The organism is Thermochromatium tepidum ATCC 43061, from assembly GCF_009664085.1.
GTDB classification, from domain to species: domain Bacteria; phylum Pseudomonadota; class Gammaproteobacteria; order Chromatiales; family Chromatiaceae; genus Thermochromatium; species Thermochromatium tepidum.
This window is the reverse complement of record NZ_CP039268.1, coordinates 2793467-2818567: the sequence shown is the minus strand read 5'-3', so window position 1 is coordinate 2818567 and position 25101 is coordinate 2793467. Positions and strand designations below refer to the sequence as shown.

Here is a 25101-nt window from a genome sequence, read left to right as displayed (position 1 = left end):
AGCCTCAGGACTGGAAGATGTCGCGATAGGCGGTATAGACCGCGATGGTCAGCACGGGCAAGAGCACGATCCAGCCCAACAAGAAGGGGATGGCGCCGACGAAGAGCAGGACGAATGCGATCAGACCGAAGACCAAAAACGGCAGGATGTTCTTCAGACAGCCCATGAAGCTGAGCCTGAAGGCCTGCATGACGGGCACGGCGTCCAGGGCCACGAGCGCCGGGGCAAAGAACATGGCCATGGCCAGTGGAATACCGAGCAGCAGCGCGATCAGCACCGGCAGCATGAACGGTGGACCGGCGGCCAGGGCCTCGAATGGCTCGGGTGTCAGGGTCGGGCTCGGGGCCATCATCCCCGAACTCCCCACCATGAGGATGAAGAGCAGAGCGATCACCAACGCGATGAGCAACGTCAGCCCCAGATAGACGACACCGACGAGCGCCAGCGGACCCGGTCGCACCGAGAAACCGGCGAAGAGATGGCCGACGCCAAACCCCTCGCCGCGATCCTGAGCCCGGGCGCCGAGCATGAGCCCGGCGGTGAACATCGGGCCGAGGACGGTCGTTGCCAATCCACCGATCAGGGGTACCAGACCGACCAGGATCATGATCAGAGAGAATACCAGCAGGGCGCCGATCCAGGCCCAGGGCGCCTGCTTGAACAGCCCCCAGGCGTCCTGGATCCAGCCCCAGCCCCGACCGGCCTCGACGGCGTTCGGTTCTCCGAGTCGATCCGAGGCGGCGTTGAGATCGATCGGTGACGACGCCCTGGAGCCCGACGCCGCTGGCTTGTCGAGCGGCGGCCCGGATGCACCCGACTGGGCCTCGACATCGACCTCCAGCCCCACCGAGGCCAGTGCCTCCCGATAACGCTCGGCCTTGGCGGCACTCAGATCATGCTTGATGACCCGCCCGCCGCCGTTCATCACCAGCCCGCGCGCCTCCGCCTCGGTCATGTTGAACTGGCGCGCGAGCTGTTCCACGACCTCGTGATGACTGTGGCCCGGCGCCAGCCGGCCTGTATAGATGATGCGATAGCGAGTGTCCAACTGCATACCCCCAATGGTGCGTTGCGAGCCTTTAGACCAGACAGCGTTTCAACCAGTCGAGCGCGCCCGGCTCGGCGGCCCAGACGTCGCGCATGGCCTCGCGATACAGCCAGGCCTGATCCTCGCCGCCGAGCGTGACGCCGAGCGGATCGAGGCGTGGACGCTTGATGCGTTTGCGCGTCAGATAGCGCGGGATGCGGGGCAGCCGCCGAACGACGCTCTGAAGCACGGTACGCGCCCGCTCCTCGCGTCCGAGCCGATAGAGCGCCAGCACCTCGCCATAGGCCAGGTCGGCGAGCCGGTCGCCCGGGAAGCGCCGTGCCAGGGCCAGGGCGCGTTCATCCTCGCCGTCGCGTAGATAGAGGTTCATGAGTTCAGCACGCGCCCCGTGATTGTCCTGAGGATTAAGACGCAGCAGGGTCTCAAGGGTGTGCCGCGCCTCCTTGGAGCAGCCCGCCTGGGCGTGCGCCAGATAGCGCCGGAACAGCAGCCGCAGGGCCGGGCGGTTGGCCTCGATCGACCAGGGCAGCTGTCGGCCCGCGTCCGGCGGCAGCACCTGTTGCAGGATCGACCAGGCACGATCCAGTACGGGTGTGAGCAGTGCATGGGCGATCCAGGGCAGGCTGCTGTCGGGATGGACATAGAGCGCCGTGGCCAGATCGTCGAGCACGTCCAGACTGTCGGCCAGTTCGGGATGGCCGAGCAGATGGTCGAGCCAACCCGGTTCGGACCAGACATCGATCCCTTCAGCCAGGGTCAGGTGGATCGAGTACGGCTTGCCACCTGGATAGAGCCTACGCCAGAGGGCTTCGGACGCCCGGACCTCGGACGGGGCGCGCAAACTGACCGGTTGTCCGGTATCGCTCCAGGCATCGGGTAGGGCCTCGGCGTCATCGGTATCGCCGGATGGGGGCGTGTGCGCGTCCAGTTCCGCAAAGAGCTCAAACTGCGTGCTGTGCGGCGACATCGGTGTTTGGGCGCGCGGCGCGCGGCGCTTGACCCGACCATAGTCGGGCAGCGGACGGGCCATGGCGACCTTGACCCAATCATGCAGATCGACCAGCGCCGGGTCGAGCACGTCGGACTGGGTGTTGACCATGGCCGCCTGCGGATCAACGATGACCTGTTGAAAAAACGCCCATAAGCGCTCGGACTCGACACCGAGCCGCCGGAATCTGTGCATCCAGAACCGGGCCCGCTCACGCGCCAGGTCGTCTTTGTGCTGGGCCACCAGCAGGGTGATCTCGAGCAGGGCCGTGCCTGGGCTGTCCGGATCACTGCGTTGGGCAGCGGTGAAGGCCATCTGGGCCAGATGGTAGTCGCCGGAATCGATATGCATGATGCCGAGCCGCTGCCAGGCCGCTGCACGCAGCGCACGCCCAGCCTCCTCGCAGACATGCTGGAGCAGCCCGAGCTTCTTGCGCCAGTGATCGAGCCGGTCGTAGGCGTCGCAGAGCAGATCGAGCGCCGGTTCGTAACGCCCATCGAGCGACTCCAGTGAACCGGCAAAGAGTGGCTCCAGCAGGGCCACGACCCGTCCGGGCCGATCCTCGTCGAGCCAGCGATCGGCGATGCGCGCCAACAGCGGCTGGGGGACGGCCCTGCTGGCCAGGGCCGCGCGTATCCCATCCTCAGACAGCTGCTCGATGACGATGTCCCAGACCAGCTCGGCTGAGAGCTGCGGCAGTTCGTCGAGATTGCCGCAGCATTGGCCGTAGGTGAACCCTGAACCGCAGGGGCAGGGCCCCTGGGGTGCCGGCTGGGGGAGCGGGCGCGGTTGGAAGGCATTGGAGGGTAGCGGCGTGGCGTTCCAGATCAGGGTGGCAAGCAGGCGCGTCAGCCGCGTGATCTCAACGGGGTCAAGGCTGGAATCCCACAGCCCCAGGGTCGCGGGGATATAGCCGTCGGCCCAGTCGATATAGTCACGCGGATCTTGATGCTCCAGGATGTATCGAACCGACTCCACGATGACTTGCTCGAACCGTTCCGCGTCAGTCGCATCGTGTTGGACCAGCATGACACACTCCTCCACTCAACACTGAGGTGGTCATTCTAAACGGTCTGCGGCCCGAGTAGGGTCTCGTGGCCTAGGCAAAGGCTGAAAAACCCATCCATGGCCTTGATTCAGCGTGACGCATCCCGCTCCAGGTCCGGGATGGGTTGTCTGAGTCCAGGGTTTGAGACCCTTGATTCAGCATGTCACTGGTCCAGTGACCTCAGGATGAGGTATGGAGGACCTCGCCGGCCTCATTCAGGATCGTCACCCGCATCGGGACCCCCTGACGGATGCTGGCCGAGACCACGCAAAAGTCCTCGAACAGCCCCTTGCAGCGGGCGAAACGCGCCGACTGCGTGACTGCCTCGCCGACGATCAGCCGGACCTCCAGTGAACCGATACGCAGCCGCTTGCGCTCGTTGCGCACCATGATGCAGGTGGCCTCGGCGCGCAGACAGTTCTCGGGTGGTTCTTCCTTGAAGACACAGTAGAGCAGGCTGGCGCTCAGACAGTTGGCGGCGGCGGCGGCCAGCATCCGCGAGGCATTCGGCCCCCGTTGCTCACCGAGCGGCGGCGGCTCGTCCATCAAGAGGTCTGGCGTGCGTTTCCAGTCGAAGGCGACATTGATCAGGAAGCCTTCCCGTTGCTGGAGATGGATGGTGAAACGGCCTTCCTCGGACATCTAAGGCACCTCGAGGCTGGAGATCAGGGTTCAATGCGACTGCCCAGGAGTTCCAGGAACTTGCGCATCCATTCCGGATGGGCCGGCCAGGCCGGGGCCGTGACCAGCTTGCCGTCGACATAGGCGTTGGAGACGCCCTCGTTGACCTCGCACCAGGTGCCGCCGGCACGCTCCAGCTCGGGGCGTACGGTCGGATAGGCGGTGCACCGGCGCCTGTCGAGCACGCCGGCGGCGGCTAGGATCTGCTGACCGTGGCCGATGGAGGCGATCGGCTTGTCGCCGGCGGCGAAGTGGCGCACGATCTCGATGACACGCGGATTGAGCCTTAGATACTCGGGCGCGCGTCCGCCTGGGATCACCAGGGCATCGTACTTGGCTGGATCGACGGTGGCGAAGTCGGACGTGATGGCAAAATTGTGTCCGGGCTTCTCGCTGTAGGTCTGGTCGCCCTCGAAGTCATGGATGGCGGTGCGCACAGGGTCGCCTGGTTGTTTGCCCGGGCAGACGGCGTGGACCTGGTGCCCGACCATCTGTAGCATCTGGAACGGCACCATCGCCTCGTAGTCCTCAACATAGTCACCAACCAGCATCAGTATCTTCTTGACCGCCATGAGGGCTGTCCTCCTTGTCTTTAAGGATCGCTGCGATTGGAAAGCTCAAACTATAGCATTGAGGATCGCCGTGACGCGCATGCGTCAGCGCTCCCGCCCCGCCTCGACCTAGGAGCCTTTAAGACCCATGTTCGTCACCCCGCCCTGGCCGTTGGCGCGCGCGGCCCTGTTCGCACTCGATCCTGAGCTGGCCCACAGGCTCACGCTCGGGCTGCTGGCACGCTGGTCGGCGCTCTTCGACGGCAGGCTCAAGGACACAGACCCTGCACGCCATCCGGCGCTGGCGCGTGAGCGCATGGGTCTGCATTTCCCCAACCCCATCGGTCTGGCCGCCGGGCTGGACAAGCGGGGCGAGGCCATCCCGGCCTGGCAGGCGCTCGGTTTCGGCTTCGTCGAGGTCGGGACCGTGACCGCCCTGCCCCAACCCGGCAATCCGCGTCCGCGACTGTTTCGACTCAGGAGCGACGAGGCCCTGATCAATCGCATGGGCTTCAACAACGACGGGGCCGAGGCCATGGCACGCCGGCTCCAGCGTCTGCGCGCGCGCAATCTGCCGGAGATCCCGCTTGGGGTGAATCTGGGGAAATCCAAGGTGACACCGGTTGAGCGGGCCGCCGAGGACTATCGCCAGGGCTTCGAGCAGCTGGGTGAGCTGGCCGACTATGTGGTGGTCAACCTCTCCAGCCCAAACACGCCGGGGTTGCGCGATCTGCAACGGGTGGATGAGGTCGCGCGGATCCTAGAGGCGATCCAGGGACCCAACCAGCGCCTGAGCCGTCCCCGCCCAATCCTCATCAAGCTGGCCCCGGATCTGGCCGATGACGAGGCCATCGCCTGTGCGCGCGCGGCGCTTGAGGCCGGCGCGACCGGGCTGATTCTGACCAATACCACCATTCGCTTCGAGGGTCTCAGGAGTTCGACCGAGGGGATGAGCGGCGGGCTCTCGGGCCGTCCGTTGTTCGCGCGCTCGACCGAGTTGTTGGCCAGGGTACGCGCGGCGCTCGGTCCCGAGCCGGTCCTCATCGGTGTCGGTGGGATCCTCGACCCCGAGGGCGCGCGCGCCAAGCTCATGGCCGGCGCCGATCTGATCCAGGTCTATACCGGACTCATCTATCGTGGCCCCGGATTCGTGCGCGAGCTGCTGCGCGGGCTTTAGACGGCCATGTGTGGAATCGCCGGATTCATCCTGGCGCGGGGACAGCGCCCCGAGCCAGAGCTGCTCGACCGGATGGCCGAACGGCTTGCGCACCGGGGGCCCGACGACCGGGGCCGGTATTGTGCCGGGCCGGTCGGGTTGGTGCAGACGCGCCTCTCGATCATCGGGCTTGAAAGCGGCCATCAGCCGTTGCTGTCGGCGGATGGGCGGCTGGCGCTGGTCGCCAATGGTGAGATCTACAACTACATCGAGCTGAACGCCGAACTGCGGGCGCTCGGCCGAGCGCCGCGCACCGGCTCGGACTCGGAGACCATCCTCAATGTCTATGCCGCCGATGGGCTCAAGGCGCTCGCCCGTCTGCGCGGGATGTTTGCCTTCGCGCTCCATGACGCGCGCGAAGGCAGCCTGATCCTGGGACGCGACCGGCTCGGCATCAAGCCGCTGTTCTATGTCCGGCTCCCCGACCGCATCGCGTTTGCCTCCGAGATCAAGGCGCTCTTGGCGGTCCTGCCCCAGTCGCCCCGGATCTCGTCCAGCGCGCTGCGCCAGTTTCTCCAGAACCAGTTTGCCGGTGGCGAGGAGACCCTGATCGAAGGCATCCGGCGCGTCCCGCCAGGTACCGCGTTCCTGATCGACGCCGATCTGAACATCCGCACCCATCGCTACTGGTCAGCGCTGGAGGTGGAACCGCGCCGGATCGGCCTCGAGGAGGCGTGCGCCGAACTCGACGCCCTGCTAGACGCTGTCATGCGCGAGCATCGACGTTCGGACGTACCCTTCGGGCTGTTTCTCTCCGGCGGACTGGATTCGGCGGTCCTGGCCGCCAAGCTCGCCGAACAGGGTGCCGGACGCCTCAAGAGCTATTCGGTCGGCTATCGCGGCACGACCCTGGCGCATGAGTTGGACGAGGCCGCGCGCGTAGCGGCGCATTTCGGCTTCGAGCATCACCCGCTCGAACTGGATCTGGCCAAGGTCTTCGGACGCCTGCCGCATACGGTCTGGTGCGTCGATGAACTGATGCGCGATTACGCCTGTCTGCCGACCTCGATCCTGGCCGAGACCGCAGGCGCGGAGCTCAAGGTGGTGTTCTCGGGTGAAGGGGGGGATGAGGCGTTTGCCGGCTATGGGCGCTATCGTCCGCCACTGGTCGAGCGGCTGCTGAAATCGATCCTGCATCCGGGCAGCGGCGGATTCCGCACCCGGGGACAGTGGGCCGGACGCTGGACGCGACACCTGATGGGGCCGGCACTGCGGGCGGTCGCCGCGGCCGATCGCGCCCCGGTGCTCAACGCCTGGCGCGCGACGCCACGCCACTGGTCGGATCTTCAGCGGCGCCAATACACCGATCTGGTCACGGCCCTGCCCGATAACCTGCTGGTCAAGACCGACCGGCTGTTGATGGGTTTTGGAGTCGAGGGGCGGGTGCCCTTTCTCGATCACCGGATCGTTGAGTTCGGGCTGGCGCTGCCGGACGCGCTCAAGGTCCAGGACCATCAGGGCAAATGGCTGGTGCGGCGCTGGGCCGAGCCGAGGCTGCCGCCCGGTCACCTGGAGCGTCCCAAGCGCGGCTTCCATGTCCCGGTCGGCGACTGGCTGCGCGGCGATATGGCCGCCGAGGTCGGGCGACGGCTGGCGATCAATCCAGGTGTGCGTGACTGGTTCGAGGTCGGCGCCATCCCCAAGCTGGTCGCTGCGCGTCAGGCCGGTCGCGGCGGTGGACGCGAGCTGTTTGGGCTGATGCAGTTTGCCATCTGGTACCGGCTGTTCATCGAACAGCCCGGGCTCAGGCCCGCCCCGGACGAGGACCCGCTCGACTGGATCTGAATCCCTTCGGTTGACATCCTCCCTGGCCTTCCGTCCGGAGATTCCTAGGGCGATCAGGTGCGGCATTGAACTACCCCTTAAGTCGCTTCGGTGGGTCCCTGGGCCGAGTACGTAACCGCTATTATTCAAGGTGGCCCGTAAACAACCCTCGACTGAAGTCGAAGGCTTTATTGTAAGACGCAGCAAACATGGTTGACCGCATCCCCAACATTGGGCGTGTTTACAGCCGCCCTTGGCAGCGGGGCTCCGCTGCCAATCCGGGCCAGGTTTCGACTGGCGTTGCAGTCGGCATGCGCCCGGAGACCACACTGTATTATACACCACATGGTGCGCTTCGCGCACCCGCCATTCCTCCCGCGACTCAAGTCGCGGGTTTCCTTGCGGAGGGTCTATGAAGACCCTCGGGCTCGAAGGCTGCAACACGCATCGAGCAGTCCGTGAACGATAGGACGATTTCAAGCACTGGCCCTGTATTGAAGGTGGATCTCGGAGGAACGGGTCGGCGGGTTTTTTAGGGGCGCCGTAAGGCGCGATCCACATCTTAAGGGCCGGGTAAAAGAGCTCCGGCGCTACCGGACCCACTGAGTCCGGTTTACTATACAGCCTCGCTTACGGCCGACGAGGATCTTTCGATGCCTGCTCATGCCATGTCGGAACGCCAGCTCTCGACTACTCGCTCGTCTTGGTTCTCTCGTCTGCCCCTGCCCATCTCGGTATCTTCCCGCTGCGTCCAGGCAGAGGTATTGTGGGCCGTCCTGACACTGACGCTCACCGGCTGCGAACCGGCCCCGACCCCGCCCGCCCAACACGAACTACCCCCGCCGAGCGTGATCGCGGTTGCCGCCGAGACCAAGACCATCGAGGAAGAGGCCAGGTTCGTCGGGCGGGTGGTTGCAGTCGATCGGGTCGAGCTGCGCGCCCGGGTCGAGGGTTTCCTCAAGGAGCGGCGTTTTCAGGAAGGACAAGCGGTCGCGGTCGGCGAGGTGCTGTTCGTGATCGAACCCGATCAGTACCAAGCCGTGGTCAAGCAGCGCGAGGCCGACCTGGAGAAGGCCAAGGCGGATGCGCAGAATGCCGAGGCCCAGCTCAAACGCGGGCAGGAGCTGCTCGATCAGAAGAACATCGCCCAGGCCAAGGTCGACGAACTCCAGGCCGCCGCCGCCGTTGCCAAGGCCAGTATCGCCCAGGCCGAGGCCGCGCTCACCGCGGCGCGATTGGATCTCAGCTATACCCAGATCACGGCCCCGATCGCCGGTCGCATTGGTCTTTCCAAACTGAGCGTCGGCAATCTGGTCGGGCCATCCTCAGGCGTGCTGGCCACCATCGTCAGCCGCGATCCGATCTATGTCCAGTTCCCCGTGACCCAGCGCGACCTGCTCGCCGCGCGCCGTCAGATCGAGTCCAAGGGCGGCGATCCGCGTAAGGTCGTGATCCAGGTGCGCCTACCCGACGGCCAGCTTTACGCGCATTCCGGGCATCTGGATTTCGTCGATGTCACCACAGACCGCACGACCGATTCGGTCACCCTACGTGCCAGCTTGCCCAACCCAGAGGGTCTGCTGGTCGATGGTCAGTATGTCGGCGTGGTGGTGCAGAGCGGTGAGCCAGAGGCAGCGATCCTGATCCCCCAGTCGGCGCTTCAGGTCGATCAGCAAGGGCTCTATGTGCTGATCGTCGATGCGGACAACACGGCTCGGATCCGCCGCGTCCAGACCGGCCAGACCAAGGGCGCCGAGATCGCCATCACCCAGGGTCTGAACGTCGGTGATCTGGTCATCGTCGAGGGCACCCAGGGCGTCACCCCGGGCCGCCTGGTCAAGGCTGCGCCGCCCCAGAAATCTGAGACGGGGACCAAGCCATGATCTCGGACGTCTTCATCGATCGCCCACGGCTGGCGATCGTCCTCTCGGTGGTGCTGACCCTGGTCGGTCTGGTGGCCCTCACCCAGCTTCCCCTCGCCCAGTTTCCCGACATCGTCCCGCCCCAGGTCGCGGTGAGCACCAGCTATCCGGGCGCAAGCGCCGCCGTGGTCGAGTCGACCGTCGCCCAGCCGCTGGAGTCGCGCATCAACGGCGTCGACAACATGCTCTACATGAAGTCCTCGAGCAACAACGATGGCAGCTATAGCCTCACCGTCACCTTCGCGCTCGGCACCGACCCGGACCTCAACACGGTCAACGTCCAGAACCGCGTCAATCTGGCCCTCCCCCAGCTCCCGGAGGAGGTCAAGCGCCAGGGTCTGACGGTCAAGAAGAAGTCCTCGGCGATGTTGCAGGTGGTGGCGATCTATTCGCCCAAGGACACCTATGACGGGCTGTTTTTGAGTAACTACGCCGCCATCAACATCATCGACACCCTGGCGCGCGTGCCCGGTGTCGGCGAGGTCTCGCCGTTCGGGCCGCTTGATTACAGCATGCGCATCTGGCTCGATTCCGACCGGCTGACCGCGCTCGGTCTGACGCCCTCGGATGTCGTCTCGGCGATCCAGAGCCAGAACGTCCAGGCCGCCGTCGGGCGCATCGGCGCCCAGCCCATGGCCTCGGATCAGCAGTTCCAGATCACGCTCCAGACCCAGGGCCGGCTGACCGAGGTCGAGGAATTTGAACGCATCCTGGTGCGCGCCAACCCGGACGGCTCGCGGATCCTGGTGCGCGACCTCGGGCGGGTGGAGCTCGGTGCCCAGCAGTTCGACGTCATCAGCCGGCTCGATGGCCGGCCGATGGCGGCCTTGGCCATCTATCTGGCGCCGGGCGCGAATGCGGTGGCGGTGGCCGACGGCGTCGAGTCGGCCATGCAGAAGCTCGCTGCGCGTTTTCCAGACGATCTCGAGTATGCCGTGGTCTATGACACCACCGACTTCGTCAAGGCCAGTCTGGAGAAGGTCGTCCATACCCTGTTCGAGGCCTTCGTGCTGGTCATCCTGGTGGTGTTTTTGTTCCTGGGCAGTTGGCGCGCGACCCTGATCCCGCTGATCGCGGTGCCCGTGGCCCTGATCGGTTCCCTGACCTTTCTGCTCCTGATCGGCTTCTCGCTCAACACCATCTCGCTGCTGGCCATGGTGCTGGCCATCGGTATCGTGGTCGACGATGCCATCGTGGTGGTCGAGAACGTCGAACGGATCATGGAAGAGGAAGGGTTGTCGCCGCGCGCGGCGGCCAAGAAGGCGATGGGCCAGATCACCGGCCCCATCATCGCCATCACCCTGGTGCTGCTGTCGGTGTTCCTGCCGGTGGCCTTCATCCCCGGCATCACCGGGCAGTTGTTCCAGCAGTTTGCGGCCGTGGTGACCTTTTCGATGTTGATCTCGGCCCTCAATGCGCTCACGCTCTCGCCGGCGCTGTGCGCCCTCCTGCTCAAGCCGACCCATCACCAGCGCGGGCTCATGCGCTCTGTCATGGGCGGCATCGACCGGGTGCGCGATGGCTATGCGTCTGTGGTACGGCGTCTGGTGCGTTTTTCGGTTTTGGCCTTGGTGTTGGTGGCTGGGGTCGGCGTGGCGACCGGCTGGCTGTTCAAGGTCACACCGACCGGCTTCCTGCCGAACGAGGATCAGGGGGCCTTCATGGCCCATTTCCAGCTGCCCGAGGGCGCCTCGCTCAACCGCACCCTGGCGGCCGTCGAGCAGATCGAAAAGATCGTGCTCGCCGACCCAGCGGTGGAGCATGTGATCGCCATCCCAGGTTTCAACATCATCGATGGCAGCGTTCAATCCAACGCGGCGACGATCATCGGGCGGCTCAAGCCGTTTGAGGAACGCACCACGCCGGATCTCGCGGTGACCGCGGTCATCCGGCGCATCGCCGTCGCGTCCGCCGGTCTGCCGGCGGCGCGCACGATGCCCTTCAACCTGCCGCCGATCGTGGGTTTGGGTACGAGCGGCGGCTTCGAGTATCAGCTGCTCGATCTCCAGGGACACGAGCCGGCCGCTCTGGCGGCGGTGATGCGCGCCCTGGTGCTGGCGGCCAATCAGGATCCGGTACTCGCGCGCGTCTATTCGACCTGGACCACCACCAATCCGCAGGTCGATCTCAAGCTCGACCGCGAGAAGGCGCAGATGCTCGGGGTGCCGATCAACAGTCTCTTCAATGCGCTCCAGTCGACCCTCGGCGGCTACTATGTCAACGACTTCAACCGTTTTGGCCGGGTATGGCGGGTCCAGATCCAAGGCGAGGCCTCCGACCGCAAGGCCTTCGAGGACGTCTATCGCATCCATGTGCGTAACACCGAGGGCAAGATGGTCCCGCTGCGTGCCCTGATGTCGGCCGAGCTGATCGTCGGTCCCCAGCTCATCCAGCGCTACAACAACTATCGCAGTGTCACGCTCCAGGGTGGCCCCAGACCAGGCTATAGCTCGGGCGAGGCGATCGCGGCCATGGAGCGCGTCTCGGGCCGGACACTGCCGAACGGCTATGGCTTCGACTGGACCGGAACGGCCCAGCAAGAGAAGGAGGCCGGTGGCAAGACCCCGATCGTGCTGGGTCTGGCGGTACTCTTTGCCTATCTATTCCTGGTGGGGCTCTACGAGAGCTGGTCGATGCCGGCGGCGGTACTGCTCTCGGTCACGGTTGGGGTACTGGGGTCCCTGCTCGCCCTGCTCATCAGCCATCTGCCTAATGACCTCTATGCCCAGGTTGGTCTGGTGGTGCTGATCGGTCTGGCGAGCAAGAACGCCATCCTCATCATCGAGTTCGCCATGGAACAGCGCTCCGCGGGCCGATCCATCCTAGAGGCTGCCGTCACGGGCGCGCGGCTGCGCATCCGGGCGGTGCTCATGACCAGTTTCGCCTTCATCCTGGGGCTGGTACCCTTGATCCTGGCCAGTGGAGCGGGAGAGGCCAGTCAGCGCGCGGTCGGCACGGCGGTCTTCGGCGGAATGCTGGCGGCGGCCTTGATCGGGATCTTTCTGATCCCGATGCTCTATGTGGTGTTCCAGCGGCTGCGCGAATGGGTACATGGCCGTGCCTTGCCGCGGAGCGGCGCTGAACCCAGCGCACCCCAGGCCCCCATGCTCGACCCCTGAGGGGCAGGTCCTAGCCGCGCACTGGGTCATCTCCTTGAGAAGACCCATCGATAAGACCCATCAACCCAGTCCATTGCAATGACCATGCTGTACCAAACCCTGCTACGCCTTGCCGCGCTCATCCTCACAGGTCTCGTCTTTGTCTACAGCGCCCAGTCGGCTGGGTTGGATCTCAGCCCGGAGGAGGCGCTCACCAAGGCGCGCTCTGGCGAGATCCTGTTGATCGATATCCGTACCCCGGAGGAGTGGCGCGAGACCGGGGTACCTGCCGAGGCCCATCGGATCGACATGACCGACCCTAGGTTCATCGAGCGTCTGCTCCAGACGATGGGCGGTAACAGGTCGGCGCCCATCGCCCTGATCTGCCGGACCGGCAACCGCAGTGGCTATGTGCAGCAACAGCTGCGCAAGCTGGGATTCAGCCAGGTCTATGACGTCCCCGAAGGCGTGTTGGGCAATCGCTTGGGTCCGGGCTGGATCAGACGCGGTCTTCCGATCGAGCGCTGTACCGACTGTTGAGGCGGTCCATCCGTCGTTCCGACCCTCACCCCTCTACAACCAATCACGAGGAAGAAATCCGGTAAACAACCCTCAACTGAAGTCGAAGGCTTTATTGTGAGACGCAGCAAACATGGTTGACCACATCCCCAACATTGGGCGTGTTTACAGCCGCCCTTGGCAGCGGGGCTCCACTGCCAATCCGGGCCAGGTTTCGACTGGCGTTGCAGTCGGCGTGCGCCCGGAGACCACACTGTATTATATACCACATGGTGCGCTTCGCGCACCCGCAATTCCTCCCGCGACTCAAGTCGCGGGTTTCCTTGCGGAGGGTCTATGAAGCATCCTCAACGCCTGCTCGCCACCGTCCTGCTGATCGCTGCCGTGACGCCGGTCCTGGCCGCCAATCCCAGGGTCGCGCTCGACGTCAGCATCGACGGCAAGCCTGCAGGGACCATCACCCTGGAACTCTTCGCCGATGTGGTGCCCAAGACCGCCGAGAACTTCCGCGCACTCTGCACCGGCGAGAAGGGCGAAGGGCTGTCCTATGCCGGCAGCCCCTTCCATCGCATCATCCCGGGCTTCATGATCCAGGGGGGCGACTTCACCCGCGGCAATGGCACCGGGGGCAAGTCGATCTACGGCGAGCGGTTCGAGGACGAAAACTTCAGACTCAAGCACGAGGCGGCTGGCACCCTATCCATGGCCAATGCCGGTCCCAATACCAATGGCTCGCAATTCTTCATCACGGTCGAGGCGACGCCTTGGCTCGACGGCCGGCACGTGGTCTTCGGCAGGGTGGTCGAGGGCATGGAGGTGGTGCGCGCTATGGAACAGCAGGGCAGCCCCTCGGGTCGCACCCGGGTGCCGGTGGTCCTCGAGTCCTGCCGCCAGCTCTGAGCGCCCCGACCTGGGCCAGTCCGCCTCACCGAGGCGGCTGGTTGGGGCCAAGGACTCAAGCCATGACACCAGGCGCGACGCTGTAGCTGTCGAGCACATGGATGTAGTTGGTGCGCTCGAACTCGGCCGGGTTGGGCACGGTCAGGGCACTGACCCGTCCCCGAAAGTCCGTGACCGACTCGAAGCCCTGTTCCTCCATCCAGTCCTCGATGCCACGCAGGATCAATCCGAGATAGGCCGGTCCCTTCTGCAGCAGCACGCTGCACAGATGGACCACATCCGCCCCGGCGAGTAGCAGCTTGATGGCATCCTCTGCCGTATGGACACCGCCGGTGGCGCCCAGCGACAGTCCAGGGATCCGGCCGTATAGCAGCGCGATCCAGCGCATGGCCGGAAGTACCTCAGCAGAGGTGGATGGATGCAGCCGCATCTGGAGCCGCAGTGCCTCGATGTTGATATCCGGTTGATAGAAACGGTTGAACAGCGAGACCCCATTGGCGCCGGCTGCCGCCAGTCGTCCGATGAAGTGGCCGAGCGAGCTGAAACTGGGCGAGAGCTTCATGTTGATCGGGATCTGGATCTGGCCTCGGAGCTCGGCTAAGAGATCCAGATACCTCTGCTCGACCTGCTCGCCGCTCTGGTGGATGTCGCCCGCGATGTAATAGACATTGAGCTCGAGCGCGTCGGCGCCGGCCTGCTGGAGTTCGAGTGCGTGCTTGATCCAGCCACCCGTCGTGACCCCATTGAGACTGGCGATCACTGGGATGTCCAGGCTCTCCTTGAGCCGTCGGATCTGTTCCAGATAGCGCGTAAGTCCATTCTCGAAGTCGTGATGATCGGGCAGGAAACCGTCGCTCGACTCGGCGAATCCAGTCTCCTGGTGGTGCAGGAAGCGGGCCATGGATTCGGCCTCGGCGGTGATCGCCTCCTCGAACAGCGAATACATGATGATGGCCGCCGCACCGCTGTCCTCCAGCTCGCGCGCCGAGCTCAGGCTTCTTGAGAGTGGTGAGGCGGATGGAACCAGGGGATTTTTGAGCGTCAGTCCGAGATACTCAGTCTTCAGATTCATGAGCGTCGAAACCTCGTGTTTGGAAACAGTGAAATCGGCTGGGCCGGCAGAGGCTTGTACTGCCGTCTACCCCTGGAGTTACTCGGAGATCGGCCCCTTTTGCACCGCCAGATGCGCAAGCTGCTCATAAAGGCCAAAGCGTGTGTTCACATGCTTCTGCGCTAGCTGCAGGAAGCGCTCGGCGGCCTCGGGATGGGTCCGGGTCAGCAGGCTGAAGCGGGTCTCGGTATTGATGAAGTCGCGATAGGGGATGCTCGGCGCCTTGCTGTCGATGATGAGCGGATTCTCGCCGCGCGCCGTGCGGCGCGGGTCGTAGCGCAGCAACGGCCAGTGCCCCGAGTTGACCGCCAGGTCTTGCTGGCGCAGGTTGTTGGACAGGTCCACGCCATGCGCGATACAGGGCGAGTAGGCGATGATGATCGAGGGGCCGTCGTAGGATTCGGCCTCCAGAAAGGCGCGCACCGTCTGCACGTCCTTGGCCCCGAAGGCGACCTGGGCGACATAGACGGTCTCGTAGGCCATGGCCATCATGGCCAGATCCTTTTTGAAGGTCGACTTGCCGCCGGCGGCGAACTTGGCCACGGCGCCGAGCGGGGTGGCCTTGGATCTCTGGCCGCCGGTGTTGGAATAGACCTCGGTGTCGAGGATCAGCAGATTGACGTTGCGCCCGCTGGCAAGGACATGGTCGACCCCGCCATAGCCGATGTCATAGGCCCAGCCATCGCCGCCGATGATCCAGACGCTGCGCTTGACCAGATTGTCGGCGAGGATCAGCAGGCGGCGCGCCGCGTCCGAGTCGATCCCGGCCAGCCTGGACTTGAGCGCTGCGACCCGCTCGCGTTGCGCGTGGATGCCGGACTCACTCGACTGGTCGGCGTTCAGCAGCCCCTCGACCAGGGCCTCGCCGATCTGTCCGGCCAACTGAACGAGCAGCTCGCGGGCCTGTTCGGTCTGCTTGTCGACCGCCAGCCGCAGACCCAGACCGAACTCGGCATTGTCCTCAAACAGCGAGTTGTTCCAGCTCGGGCCGCGTCCCTCGGCATTGGTGGTGTAGGGCGTGGTCGGCAGGTTGCCGCCATAGATCGATGAGCAGCCGGTGGCATTGGCGATCAGCATCCGGTCGCCGAACAGCTGGGTGGCGAGCTTGATGTAGGGGGTCTCGCCGCACCCGACACAGGCGCCCGAGAACTCGAACAGGGGCTGCATCATCATGGCGTGCTTGATCTTGGTCGCATCGAGCTGGGTACGGTCGTAGTCCGGGAGGGTCAAGAAAAAGTCCCAGTTGGCGCGTTCGGGTTCCTGGATCTCGCCGGCCGGCACCATATCGAGCGCCTTGTGCTCGGGGTTGGTGCGGTCGCGGATCGGGCAGACCTCGGCGCACAGCCCGCAGCCGGTGCAGTCGTCGGGTGCGATCTGATAGCTGACGCGATAACCTTCGGGGAAGTCCTTGCCCTTGATCGCGGCGTGCTTGAAACCCGCCGGGGCCTGCTCGATCAGCGTCGCCGGATAGACCTTGGCGCGGATCGCCGCGTGCGGGCAGACCAGTGGACACTTGCCACACTGGGTGCAGAGCGCCGCGTCCCACTTGGGCAGTTGCAGCGCCAGTTGGCGCTTCTCGAAGCGCGCCGTACCGGTCGGCCAGGTGCCATCGGCGGGCATCAGGCTGACCGGGAGCTGATTGCCTTGCCCGGCCATGAGGATGGCCGTGACCCGGCGCACGAACTCGGGTGCGTTTTCGGGGACCACCGGCGGGCGATCGAAGGTGCTCGTAACCTGGTTTGGCACCTGGACCTGGTGCAGACCGGTGAGCGCCGCGTCGATGGCCCGATAGTTGCGCTCCAGCAGCCCCTGTCCCTTCTTGCCATAGGTCTTCTCGACCGCCTGCTTGATGTGGGCGATGGCCTCGTCTTTCGGCAGGATGCCCGAGATGGCGAAGAAGCAGGTCTGCATGATGGTGTTGATGCGCCGCCCCATGCCGGTCGCCGCCGCGATGCCATAGGCGTCGATGACATAGAAACGCAGGCCCTTTTCGATGAGGGTGCGCTGCATCCGGCGAGGTAGGTCGTCCCAGACCCGATCGGGTGGCGTCGGCGAGTTGAGCAGAAAGACCCCGCCGGGTTTGGCCCGATCGAGCATGTCATAGCGCGTCAGGAAGGTCGGCTGATGACAGGCGACGAAGCTGGCCTCGTTATCGCCGATCAGATAGGTGCTGCGGATGGGTTTGGGTCCGAAGCGCAGATGGCTGATGGTGACCGCACCGGCCTTCTTGGAGTCGTACTCGAAATAGCCTTGGCCATAGTTGGACGTCTCCTCGGCGATGATCTTGATCGAGTTCTTGTTGGCCGAGACGGTACCGTCCGAGCCCAGGCCATAGAAGACGCAGGCGGTCACCCCCTCCAGCGCATCGACCTTGAAGTCCGGATCCCAGGCCAGACTGGTGTGGCTGAGGTCGTCGAGGATGCCGATGGTGAAGGGGTTCTTGGGGTGTTCCCGACCCAGCTCGTCGAACACCGCCTTCACCATCGCGGGCGTGAATTCCTTGGAGCCCAGGCCATAGCGCCCGCCGATCACCCGCGGCATGATCGGGAGCGTGCCGGCGGAAAAGGCGCGCGCGAGCGCCGTGGTCACGTCCTTGTAGAGCGGCTCGCCATCGGATCCGGGCTCCTTGGTGCGATCGAGCACGGCGATCCGGTTCGCGCTGGCGGGCAGGGCGGCGATGAGGGCGGCGGCATCAAAGGGCCGGAACAGCCGCACCTTGACGAGCCCTACCTTCTCGCCGCGCGCGGTCAGATGCTCGACCGTCTCCTCGGCGGCGCCGATCCCAGACCCTATCAGTATCACTACCCGTTCGGCATCCGCAGCCCCGAGGTATTCGAACAACCGGTATTGACGCCCAGTCAGGGCGGCGAAGCGATCCATCACACCCTGCACGATCCCGGGCGCGGCGGCGTAATAGGGATTGACACTCTCGCGTCCCTGGAAATAGACGTCCGGGTTCTGCGAGGTACCGCGCAGCTTGGGGTGATCGGGATTGAGGGCGCGTGCGCGATGGGCCTTGACCAGTTCCTCGTCGATCAGGGCGCGGATGGTCTCAACCGACAGGCGTTCGATCTTATTGACCTCGTGCGAGGTGCGGAAACCGTCGAAGAAGTGCAGGAAGGGCAGGCGGCTTTCGAGCGTCGCGGCCTGGGCGATGAGGGCGAAGTCCATCACCTCCTGGACCGAGCTGGCGCACAGCATGGCAAAGCCGGTGGCACGACAGGCCATGACGTCCGAGTGGTCGCCGAAGATCGAGAGGGCCTGAGCCGCGAGCGCCCGCGCCGAGACATGGAACACCGTCGGGGTCAGTTCCCCGGCGATCTTGTACATGTTCGGGATCATCAACAGCAGACCCTGCGAGGCGGTGAAGGTGGTCGCCAGCGACCCGCCCTGGAGTGCACCGTGGATGGCGCCGGCGGCGCCGCCCTCGCTCTGCATCTCGATGACATCGGGGACCGTGCCCCATAGATTCTTGACCCCCAGCGAAGACCATTCGTCGGCCCATTCGCCCATGTTGGAGGAGGGCGTGATGGGATAGATGGCGATGACCTCGTTGGTCAGGTGCGCAACGTAAGCGGCGGCCTCATTGCCGTCGAGTGTGACCAGGCTCTTGTGCGACATCGGACTGTCCATTGGTGGAGGTGGAACGGGATGACCGCGATGCGAGATGCCGAGCGCGGCACTCAGGGGCACACTATAGACCGAAAACCGGTCGCGGTGGTGAAGGTGCTCGACGAGCGGCGCCCCGATCGGTGTCCTCCCGCTCGCGACCAGGTGCGCGTCTAGCGGGTGTTGAGCGATGATTGGGGCCTGGGTTCAAATCTTGGGGGACGGAATCGAGTGAATACCGCTGCGGGGCGGGGTCCAGGTAGGATCCCGGGGACGGCAGGCGCACCTCTACGCCTACGGCCCATGGCTCGGGAGGATCTGGACGCGGTGCTCGCGGTCGAGCGCGCGGCCTATGCCTTTCCCTGGAGTCGTGAGATCTTCGAAGACTGTCTGCGGGCCGGCTATAGCTGCTGGCTCGGCGCGATCGACGCGGCCATCGTCGCGCATGGTGTGATGGCGGTCGCAGCTGGGGAGTGTCAGATCTTCAATCTCGGCGTCCATCCCGATTGGCAGGGGCAGGGGCTGGGACGCCAGATGTTGCGCCATCTGCTGCGGCTGGCGCGGCAGCGTGCGGCCGCAACGGCGTTTCTGGAGGTGCGGGTCTCGAACGCGCCGGCGCTGGCGCTCTATCGTTCCGAGGGGTTCTGTGAGGTCGGTCGGCGGCGCCACTATTACCCAGCACCGCAGGGGCGCGAGGATGCGCTCATCCTGGCGGTCGAATTGATGACGGACGGTCGCGTTTGACCCTTGCCAAGCTGAGTCCTGTCCGTCCTGATCCGCCCTGGACTGTCTTGGCGGGTGGCCATCCGCGCCCCTTGTCCGCGGGGGCGTTTGCCCTGGGGACCGAAACGCACCGAGCGGCTTAGGGCCTAAACAAACAAAGCGGCACCTGAATTTCGGAGTCGCTCAGCCCGCCATGGACGCCCACATGGGTGGGCGGATCCTCGAAGGGCAGCGTCTGGCGCAGGACATAGCGCGCGTTTGGCAGCAGACAGTAATCCCCCACCCGATCATGGATGCGTGGATGCGCCGGTCCGGGGCCGAGCAATCCCGCCTCGATCACCTGCGAGCTTGGCATCAGCGCCACGGCATCGCCCAGCTCGCTGATGCAATATGACTCGAAGCGTCGTGCGCAGTCGGCGCGGACATGTGCCCAGGCGGCGCGTGGCTCACCGCATAGTGGCAGGGTCAGACACTCGACCAACTCGGGGTGGTGCGCAAGGTCGATAATATCCTCGGGCCTTGTGTCGATCTGACCATGGTCGGCGCAGACCAACAGCACTGTGTCCGTCCCAGCCGCTGCAATCAGAAAGGACTCCAGCGCCTGCTCGATCTCGGTCAGATGGGCAAGTGCCGCCGCACTCTCTATGCCGTGCTCATGCCCGATGCGATCGAGTTCCGGCCAGTACAGATAGAGATAATTCCGCTCGGGTGTCGCGGATGGACGCCCCCAACGCCGGCGGGGTCGAAGCGCACGTAGCGTCTGTTGGAACATCTCCGTCAGCGACTCGAACGGACGCAACTCGCCGCGTCCCTGATGCGCGCGATTGAAGTCCGAATAGGCGATGAAGCGCGGCGAGACGGCAAGGCCGCGCGTGTCGATACGGTCGAAGATCGAGCGATGGGTAAAGAGTCGGAGCGGATCGATCCCGGCCGCACGATAGGATACCCCACCGTAACGCGGCCGCCCGGGTAGGACCGCCAGCACAGATCCCAACTCGCCAAAATAGGTAAACCAGCCGGTCAGACCATGCTGGAGCGGCGACAGCCCAGTAAGAACGGTCGGGATCGCCGCGGCCGTCGTCGATGGAAACACAGAACTGATCACCCCCCAGCGCCCCCGACTCAGCAGGCCGTCGGGTGCGTGACGCTCCAGCCAGTTGGCGCCCAGGCCGTCGACGATCAGCAGCACCAGATTGGTCGCGCACGTCAGATCGTCCAGCGCCAACCCAGTGAGCGGCGGATGCTCACACCGTCCGCCGCGCGCCTGGATCAGGCTGCTCATCAGATTCAGCAGGCCGCCGCCGCTGTAGTCGGGTGTGGTGTGCTTGGTTTCCATGAATCGGGCGTCATCTTGGGGATCATCCGGCATGAAACCACGAACAGCCCTCATCGCGCGAGACCATCGAGATGTCCACCAAGCCCAGCACCTGCTATGAATGCGATGCCAACTGCCCGATCCAGGTCGAATTCGATGAGGCCGGCGAACCGATCGCCATCCAGGGGCCGGACTGTCCGCGCTGCATCGCCCAGCTCGACCGGCGCAACCATCCCGAGCGTCTGCTCTATCCGCTCAAGCGGGTCGGACCGCGCGGCAGCGGTCAGTTCGAGCGCATCTCCTGGGACGAGGCGCTCGATACCATCGCCGCGCGACTGAGTGCCACCCGTGACGCGCATGGTGCCCCGGCGGTCGCCTTCTTTGCCGGCTACACCAAGGAGGGGCGCCCGCTGCTCCAGCGCCTCGCCCATGCCTTCGGCTCCCCCAACTATCTGACCGAGAGCGGCTGTTGTTTCTCGGCGACCCTGGTGGCCGAGAAGGTCACCTTCGGCTATCGGATCAAGACCACCTCGACCGTGGTCTCGCCCAAGACCCGCTGTCATCTGATCTGGTCGACCAACCCGCGCGGCTCGATCCCGCCGTTCGACACCCATGGTCTGGTGACACTCAAGCCCGGAAGACGCATGATCGTGGTCGATCCGCGCCGCACGCCCATGGTCGATCAGGCCGACATCCATCTCCAGATCCGCCCCGGCACCGATGGCGCGCTGGCGCTCGGGTTCCATCATCTGATCTTCGCCAATGGCTGGCAGGATCAGGAATTTCTCGATCAATGGTGCTCGGGTGTCGAGTCCTTCCGGGACTATGTGACCGGGTTCCCCCCCGAGCGGGTCGCCGCCATCTGCGGCATCGCCGAGTCCGACCTGCGCGCGGCGGCCGAACTCTTTGCCACCACAGCCCCGGCCCAGATCACGCTGTCGCCGACCGCGACTGTCCAGCACAGCAACGGCTTTCAGAATCACCGCGCCATCATCCTGCTCTCGGCCGTCACCGGCAATCTGGATCGCGAGGGTGGCAACCGCTTTTTTAACGACAAGGTGCTGCCCAAACCGATCGACCTGTTCGAGCACTGTCGCCAGCATCTTCCGCCGCGCATCGGCGAGGAGGTCTATCCGGTCTGGACCAGGTATTGGCCGGCGGGGCAGAGCATGTTGCTGCCCGACTGTATCCTCGACGGGCGTCCGCAACGGGTGCGTGCGCTCCTGGCCATGGGCATCAACACCGCCATGTGGCCCAATTCCAAGCGCATGGAACGGGCGCTCGGGTCGCTCGACTTCTTCGCCGCCACGGACTTTTTCCATAACCCGGCCACACTCCAAGCCGACATCGTGCTGCCGGCGGCGACCAATCTCGAACGCCCGGCGCTGATCGCCTATCCGGGCTGTGCCTATCAGGGCGAGCTGCGTTATCGGCGCGCTGTGGTCGCGCCGCGCGGCGAGGCGCGTCCGGATGGCGAGATCTTCCTCGAAATCGGCGTGCGGCTGGGCATGGCCGAGCAGTTCTGGCACGGCGATCTGGAGGCCGCCTGGGCCGAGGCCGCCGAGGGCATCCCGGAAGAGATCCGCGAGGAGGTCTATAACAACCCCGATGGCGTCACCGTCTATGCCCAGGCCATCGAGGACCTGGTCGAGCATGGCTTTCTCGATGCCGACCGGCTCTATCGGCTGCGCGGTTTTCCGACCGCCAGCGGCAAGGTCGAGTTCGACGCGTCCGAACTGCGCGCGGCCGGACACGACGGCCTGCCGGTCTATCGCGAACCGGCCGAGAGTCCGATCGCGACACCCGAGATCGCCCGCGACTATCCGCTGGTCCTGACCAGTGGTGCGCGCACCAAGTTCGCCACCCATTCGCAGCATCAGTACATCCAGCGCCTGCGCCTGGCCATCCCCAACCCCTTGGTCGAGATCCATCCGAGCGACGCCGGGCCGCGCGGGATCCAGGATGGTCAATGGGTCGAGGTCCGTTCACCGCGCGGGGCGGTACGGTTCGTGGCCTGTGTCACCGAGCGCATCAAGCCCGGTGTGGTCCACTGCGTCCATGGTTGGAACAGCGCCAATGTCAACGAGCTGACCGATGACCGACATCTCGACCCGATCAGCGGCTTTCCACCGTTCAAGTCCAGCCTGTGTGAGGTCGTGCCCCTGGGTTGACCGCCCGCACCCGCCGGTCTCAACCCCTCTCATTTGGCGGTGAGGGGGTTGAAACTGGTCGGACGACATCGCCTGTCGATCAACCCACCCAAACGAGCGGTCCAGCCCCATGTTCATCGGCGTCCTTCCAGAACGCGCACACCTCTTCCAACCCGAGCCGAGATCCGAGGTCGCGGTCAATGATGCCGCCGCCTGGCGGCTCAACCCCGCCCATCGCCATATCTATGACAAGCTCGGGATCGCGCTCGCCGCCGGACTGCGCGCCGCGCCCTGCGGGGTCGATCCGCGTGCCTACGGGCTGGCGCCGGACGACTGGGTGTTCGTCAAGCCGATCGTCAACCTGGCCGGTATGGCGCTCCAGGCACACGCGGTCCGTGCCGAGGCCGTGCCCAACGACCCCGGGCTGTTCTGGTGCGAGCGACTCGAGGGCGAGCACACCAGCACCGACTGTCTGGTACGCGCGGGCGAGGTCGTCTGGCTGGCCCACACCAGCGCCTCAGAGCGCAAGGATCATGCGCGCCCGATCTACTGGGAGGTGGGCGTCGAGCGCCCCGAGCTCGATGGATACGTCCGCGACTGGGTTGGGCGCCATCTGACTGGCTATACCGGGCTTTGCAATCTAGAACTGATCGGGGGGCGCCCGATCGAGGCCCATCTGCGCGGTTCAAACGGTTTTTTCGAGCTCTATGGACCCGGATTCGTACCGGCCTGGGTCGCGCTCATGGACAACGAGCCGTTCGCCCCACCGCCACCAGTGCCGGGTGGACTGGTGATCTCAGTCTTTGGCACCGCGCCGCTCACCGAGGCGCAGCAGGCCCTGATCGCATCCGCCGGGGCGACCCCTCGCCCCGACCTGCACACCCCCGACCGTGTCGCCCTGATCCTCTGCCCCGACAAGGCACGCGGCCTGGAACTGATCGCCCGGCTCGATCCATTCGCGGCTTGAGTCAGGGGCCTCCGGTCGGCCCTTGGCGTTCAGACCTGTAGCTGGAGCTGGGCGATGGGTGCACCGAAGGACTCGGTTTCATAGCGGGCGACGCGCAGCGTCTCTGACCAGTGGCCCGACGGCAGTCCGGCCTTGCGCTTGAGATGGGCGAGGAAGTCGCGCGGGTTGGGGAGCTGTTCCCAGACCGAGGGCAAGAAGGTGCCGCGCCGGCCTTGATCGCTCAGGATGAGCCCGTCGATACCGGGCCTGAGCTGGGCGAGGAGCTCGGATTCGGAGCCAAAGACCAAGGGCTCGGCGGGGGTCAGGATCGAGAGCTTGATCACCAGATCTGGATATTCCTCAGCGTTTAGCGGCGGGAAGCGTGGATCCTCGAAGGCGGCGGCAAAGGCGTTTTGGGCCACGTCCGCGACCAGTGGACGGCAGGCCTCCAGCACGCCAATGCAGCCACGCAGAGCGGCACGGCGCTCCAGGGTGACGAAGGTGGCCCGGATCGCGCGCAGCGGTTCGGGATAGGTGTCCGGGTCGAGATCGAGCGGGCGTCGGTGCTCCAACCCATGTGCGATCGAGCGTGCGGCGACCTCAAGCAGGATGGCGCGCTCGCCGGCGGTGTAGATTGCGGCTGCAGCCGGCTCAGTGGAATGCATAGGCGCCATAGCCGACCACCTGAGCGCGCGATCCGGCCGTATCCCCTGAGTTGCGCAGGTCCAGGGTCTTGGCCGTCAGCCCGCGCCGACGCGCCAGGGTCAAGAGCCCGTTCACGGGGATGCGGCCGCAGGCCTGGTCATGGCCGATCGCTTCGGGACGCAGGGCCTCGATGGCCGCTGAGGTCGCAGCATCTAGATGCTGGGCGCTGTGGTAGTCCAGATAGTGACTTAGGTCCGAGCTGATGAGGATCAGGGTCTCGGGGCCGCCCCAGAGCAGGTCCAGCACCTCGGCCACGGATTCGGGCGCGGCCTCGCCGACCACAAGCGGCACCAGACTGAAGTCGTCGAGCACCCGTTGTAGGAAGGGCAACTGGACCTCCAGACTGTGCTCTTTGGCATGGGCCGCATCGAACAGCCTGACCTGGGGCAGGGTCAGGGCGCGCTCGACGGACTCCAGATCGATGGGGACCGGGCCAAGCGGGGTAGAGAAGACCTCGTCGCTGCTTGCGGCCAGCCCGAAGAAGGGCACCCGATGCGACGGACCGAGCAACACCACGCGCCGGATCCGGTCCCGGACTGGTTCCAGGGTGGCATAGGCAGTGGCGGCGATGGGACCGGAATAGACATAACCGGCATGGGGCACGATCAGCGCCTTGGGCGGCGCCTCGTGTCGAACCGAAACCGAATGCAGGGGTTCGGCGAGCAGGGTATCGAGCGTCCGGACCAACTCGGCAGGATCGCCCGGGTAGAATTGATTGGCCACGGCGGTCTGTCGAATTTTTGGCATGGGTGTTTCCTCTTGACGTCCTCCCCGGCCTTCTGTCCGGAGATTCCTACGGCGCTTCAG

At 65.2% G+C, this 25101-nt stretch carries 18 protein-coding genes; 9 read left to right on the top strand and 9 right to left on the bottom strand.

Annotation, left to right across the window (positions count from 1 at the left end; translation table 11 throughout):
* Nucleotides 1-4: 4 nt before the first annotated feature.
* The 4 genes from E6P07_RS12965 to E6P07_RS12950 form a co-directional block, all read right to left on the bottom strand.
* Nucleotides 5-1054 (bottom strand): BPSS1780 family membrane protein, encoded by a 1050-nt coding sequence (locus E6P07_RS12965; RefSeq protein ID WP_153975989.1) that lies wholly within the window; start codon nt 1052-1054, stop codon nt 5-7.
* A gap of 25 nt (nt 1055-1079) precedes the next feature.
* Complete coding sequence (locus E6P07_RS12960; RefSeq protein ID WP_153975988.1) at nt 1080-3065, bottom strand: SEC-C domain-containing protein; 1986 nt, start codon at nt 3063-3065, stop codon at nt 1080-1082.
* A 199-nt stretch (nt 3066-3264) separates the two neighbouring features.
* Nucleotides 3265-3726, bottom strand: coding sequence for an OsmC family protein (locus E6P07_RS12955; RefSeq protein ID WP_153975987.1), 462 nt, complete (start codon nt 3724-3726; stop codon nt 3265-3267).
* A 23-nt stretch (nt 3727-3749) separates the two neighbouring features.
* Complete coding sequence (locus E6P07_RS12950) at nt 3750-4337, bottom strand: DJ-1/PfpI family protein (protein WP_153975986.1); 588 nt, start codon at nt 4335-4337, stop codon at nt 3750-3752.
* A gap of 127 nt (nt 4338-4464) precedes the next feature.
* Here E6P07_RS12950 and E6P07_RS12945 point away from each other — a divergent pair, with 127 nt between their 5' ends.
* The 6 genes from E6P07_RS12945 (at nt 4465) to E6P07_RS12920 (ending at nt 13735) form a co-directional block, all read left to right on the top strand.
* Nucleotides 4465-5493 carry a quinone-dependent dihydroorotate dehydrogenase gene (locus E6P07_RS12945; RefSeq protein WP_153975985.1) on the top strand — a complete coding sequence of 343 codons (1029 nt, stop codon included), beginning with the start codon at nt 4465-4467 and terminating at the stop codon, nt 5491-5493.
* 6 nt (nt 5494-5499) lie between these two features.
* Entirely contained in the window at nt 5500-7317 is a 1818-nt protein-coding gene (asnB, locus tag E6P07_RS12940; RefSeq protein ID WP_153975984.1) for an asparagine synthase (glutamine-hydrolyzing), read from the top strand.
* A 632-nt stretch (nt 7318-7949) separates the two neighbouring features.
* On the top strand, nt 7950-9179 hold the full coding sequence (locus E6P07_RS12935; protein WP_153975983.1) for an efflux RND transporter periplasmic adaptor subunit: 1230 nt from the start codon (nt 7950-7952) through the stop codon (nt 9177-9179).
* Nucleotides 9176-12337: an efflux RND transporter permease subunit gene (locus E6P07_RS12930; protein ID WP_246172858.1), complete on the top strand. Its 3162-nt coding sequence runs from the start codon at nt 9176-9178 to the stop codon at nt 12335-12337. The genes E6P07_RS12935 and E6P07_RS12930 overlap by 4 nt, the downstream gene beginning before the upstream one ends.
* A gap of 84 nt (nt 12338-12421) precedes the next feature.
* Complete coding sequence (locus E6P07_RS12925) at nt 12422-12856, top strand: rhodanese-like domain-containing protein (RefSeq protein ID WP_153975982.1); 435 nt, start codon at nt 12422-12424, stop codon at nt 12854-12856.
* A gap of 315 nt (nt 12857-13171) precedes the next feature.
* The gene (locus E6P07_RS12920) at nt 13172-13735 is read left to right on the top strand and encodes a peptidylprolyl isomerase (RefSeq protein WP_153975981.1); all 564 of its coding nucleotides are present in this window, start codon (nt 13172-13174) and stop codon (nt 13733-13735) included.
* A gap of 55 nt (nt 13736-13790) precedes the next feature.
* On the opposite strand, the gene E6P07_RS12915 is transcribed toward E6P07_RS12920, so the two are convergent.
* Together E6P07_RS12915 and nifJ are read right to left on the bottom strand one after the other, a co-directional pair.
* Entirely contained in the window at nt 13791-14807 is a 1017-nt protein-coding gene (locus tag E6P07_RS12915) for a dihydroorotate dehydrogenase-like protein (protein ID WP_153975980.1), read from the bottom strand.
* Nucleotides 14808-14885: 78 nt separating this feature from the next.
* On the bottom strand, nt 14886-18467 hold the full coding sequence (gene nifJ, locus E6P07_RS12910; RefSeq protein WP_153975979.1) for a pyruvate:ferredoxin (flavodoxin) oxidoreductase: 3582 nt from the start codon (nt 18465-18467) through the stop codon (nt 14886-14888).
* Nucleotides 18468-18758: 291 nt separating this feature from the next.
* On the opposite strand from nifJ, the gene rimI reads away from it, so the two are divergent.
* Nucleotides 18759-19199, top strand: a complete 441-nt coding sequence (rimI, locus tag E6P07_RS12905; RefSeq protein WP_153975978.1) for a ribosomal protein S18-alanine N-acetyltransferase — start codon at nt 18759-18761, stop codon at nt 19197-19199.
* 118 nt (nt 19200-19317) lie between these two features.
* Here the strand turns inward: rimI and E6P07_RS12900 are convergent, their stop codons facing one another.
* Nucleotides 19318-20514 (bottom strand): alkaline phosphatase family protein, encoded by a 1197-nt coding sequence (locus E6P07_RS12900; RefSeq protein ID WP_153975977.1) that lies wholly within the window; start codon nt 20512-20514, stop codon nt 19318-19320.
* A 71-nt stretch (nt 20515-20585) separates the two neighbouring features.
* Here E6P07_RS12900 and E6P07_RS12895 point away from each other — a divergent pair, with 71 nt between their 5' ends.
* Nucleotides 20586-22664 (top strand): molybdopterin-containing oxidoreductase family protein, encoded by a 2079-nt coding sequence (locus tag E6P07_RS12895; RefSeq protein ID WP_153975976.1) that lies wholly within the window; start codon nt 20586-20588, stop codon nt 22662-22664.
* 109 nt (nt 22665-22773) lie between these two features.
* Nucleotides 22774-23610 carry a hypothetical protein gene (locus tag E6P07_RS12890; RefSeq protein WP_153975975.1) on the top strand — a complete coding sequence of 279 codons (837 nt, stop codon included), beginning with the start codon at nt 22774-22776 and terminating at the stop codon, nt 23608-23610.
* A gap of 29 nt (nt 23611-23639) precedes the next feature.
* Here the strand turns inward: E6P07_RS12890 and amrA are convergent, their stop codons facing one another.
* Both amrA and amrB read right to left on the bottom strand, forming a co-directional pair.
* Nucleotides 23640-24263, bottom strand: coding sequence for an AmmeMemoRadiSam system protein A (gene amrA / locus E6P07_RS12885; RefSeq protein WP_153975974.1), 624 nt, complete (start codon nt 24261-24263; stop codon nt 23640-23642).
* Complete coding sequence (gene amrB / locus E6P07_RS12880) at nt 24241-25041, bottom strand: AmmeMemoRadiSam system protein B (RefSeq protein WP_153975973.1); 801 nt, start codon at nt 25039-25041, stop codon at nt 24241-24243. The genes amrA and amrB overlap by 23 nt, the downstream gene beginning before the upstream one ends.
* Nucleotides 25042-25101 lie beyond the last annotated feature (60 nt).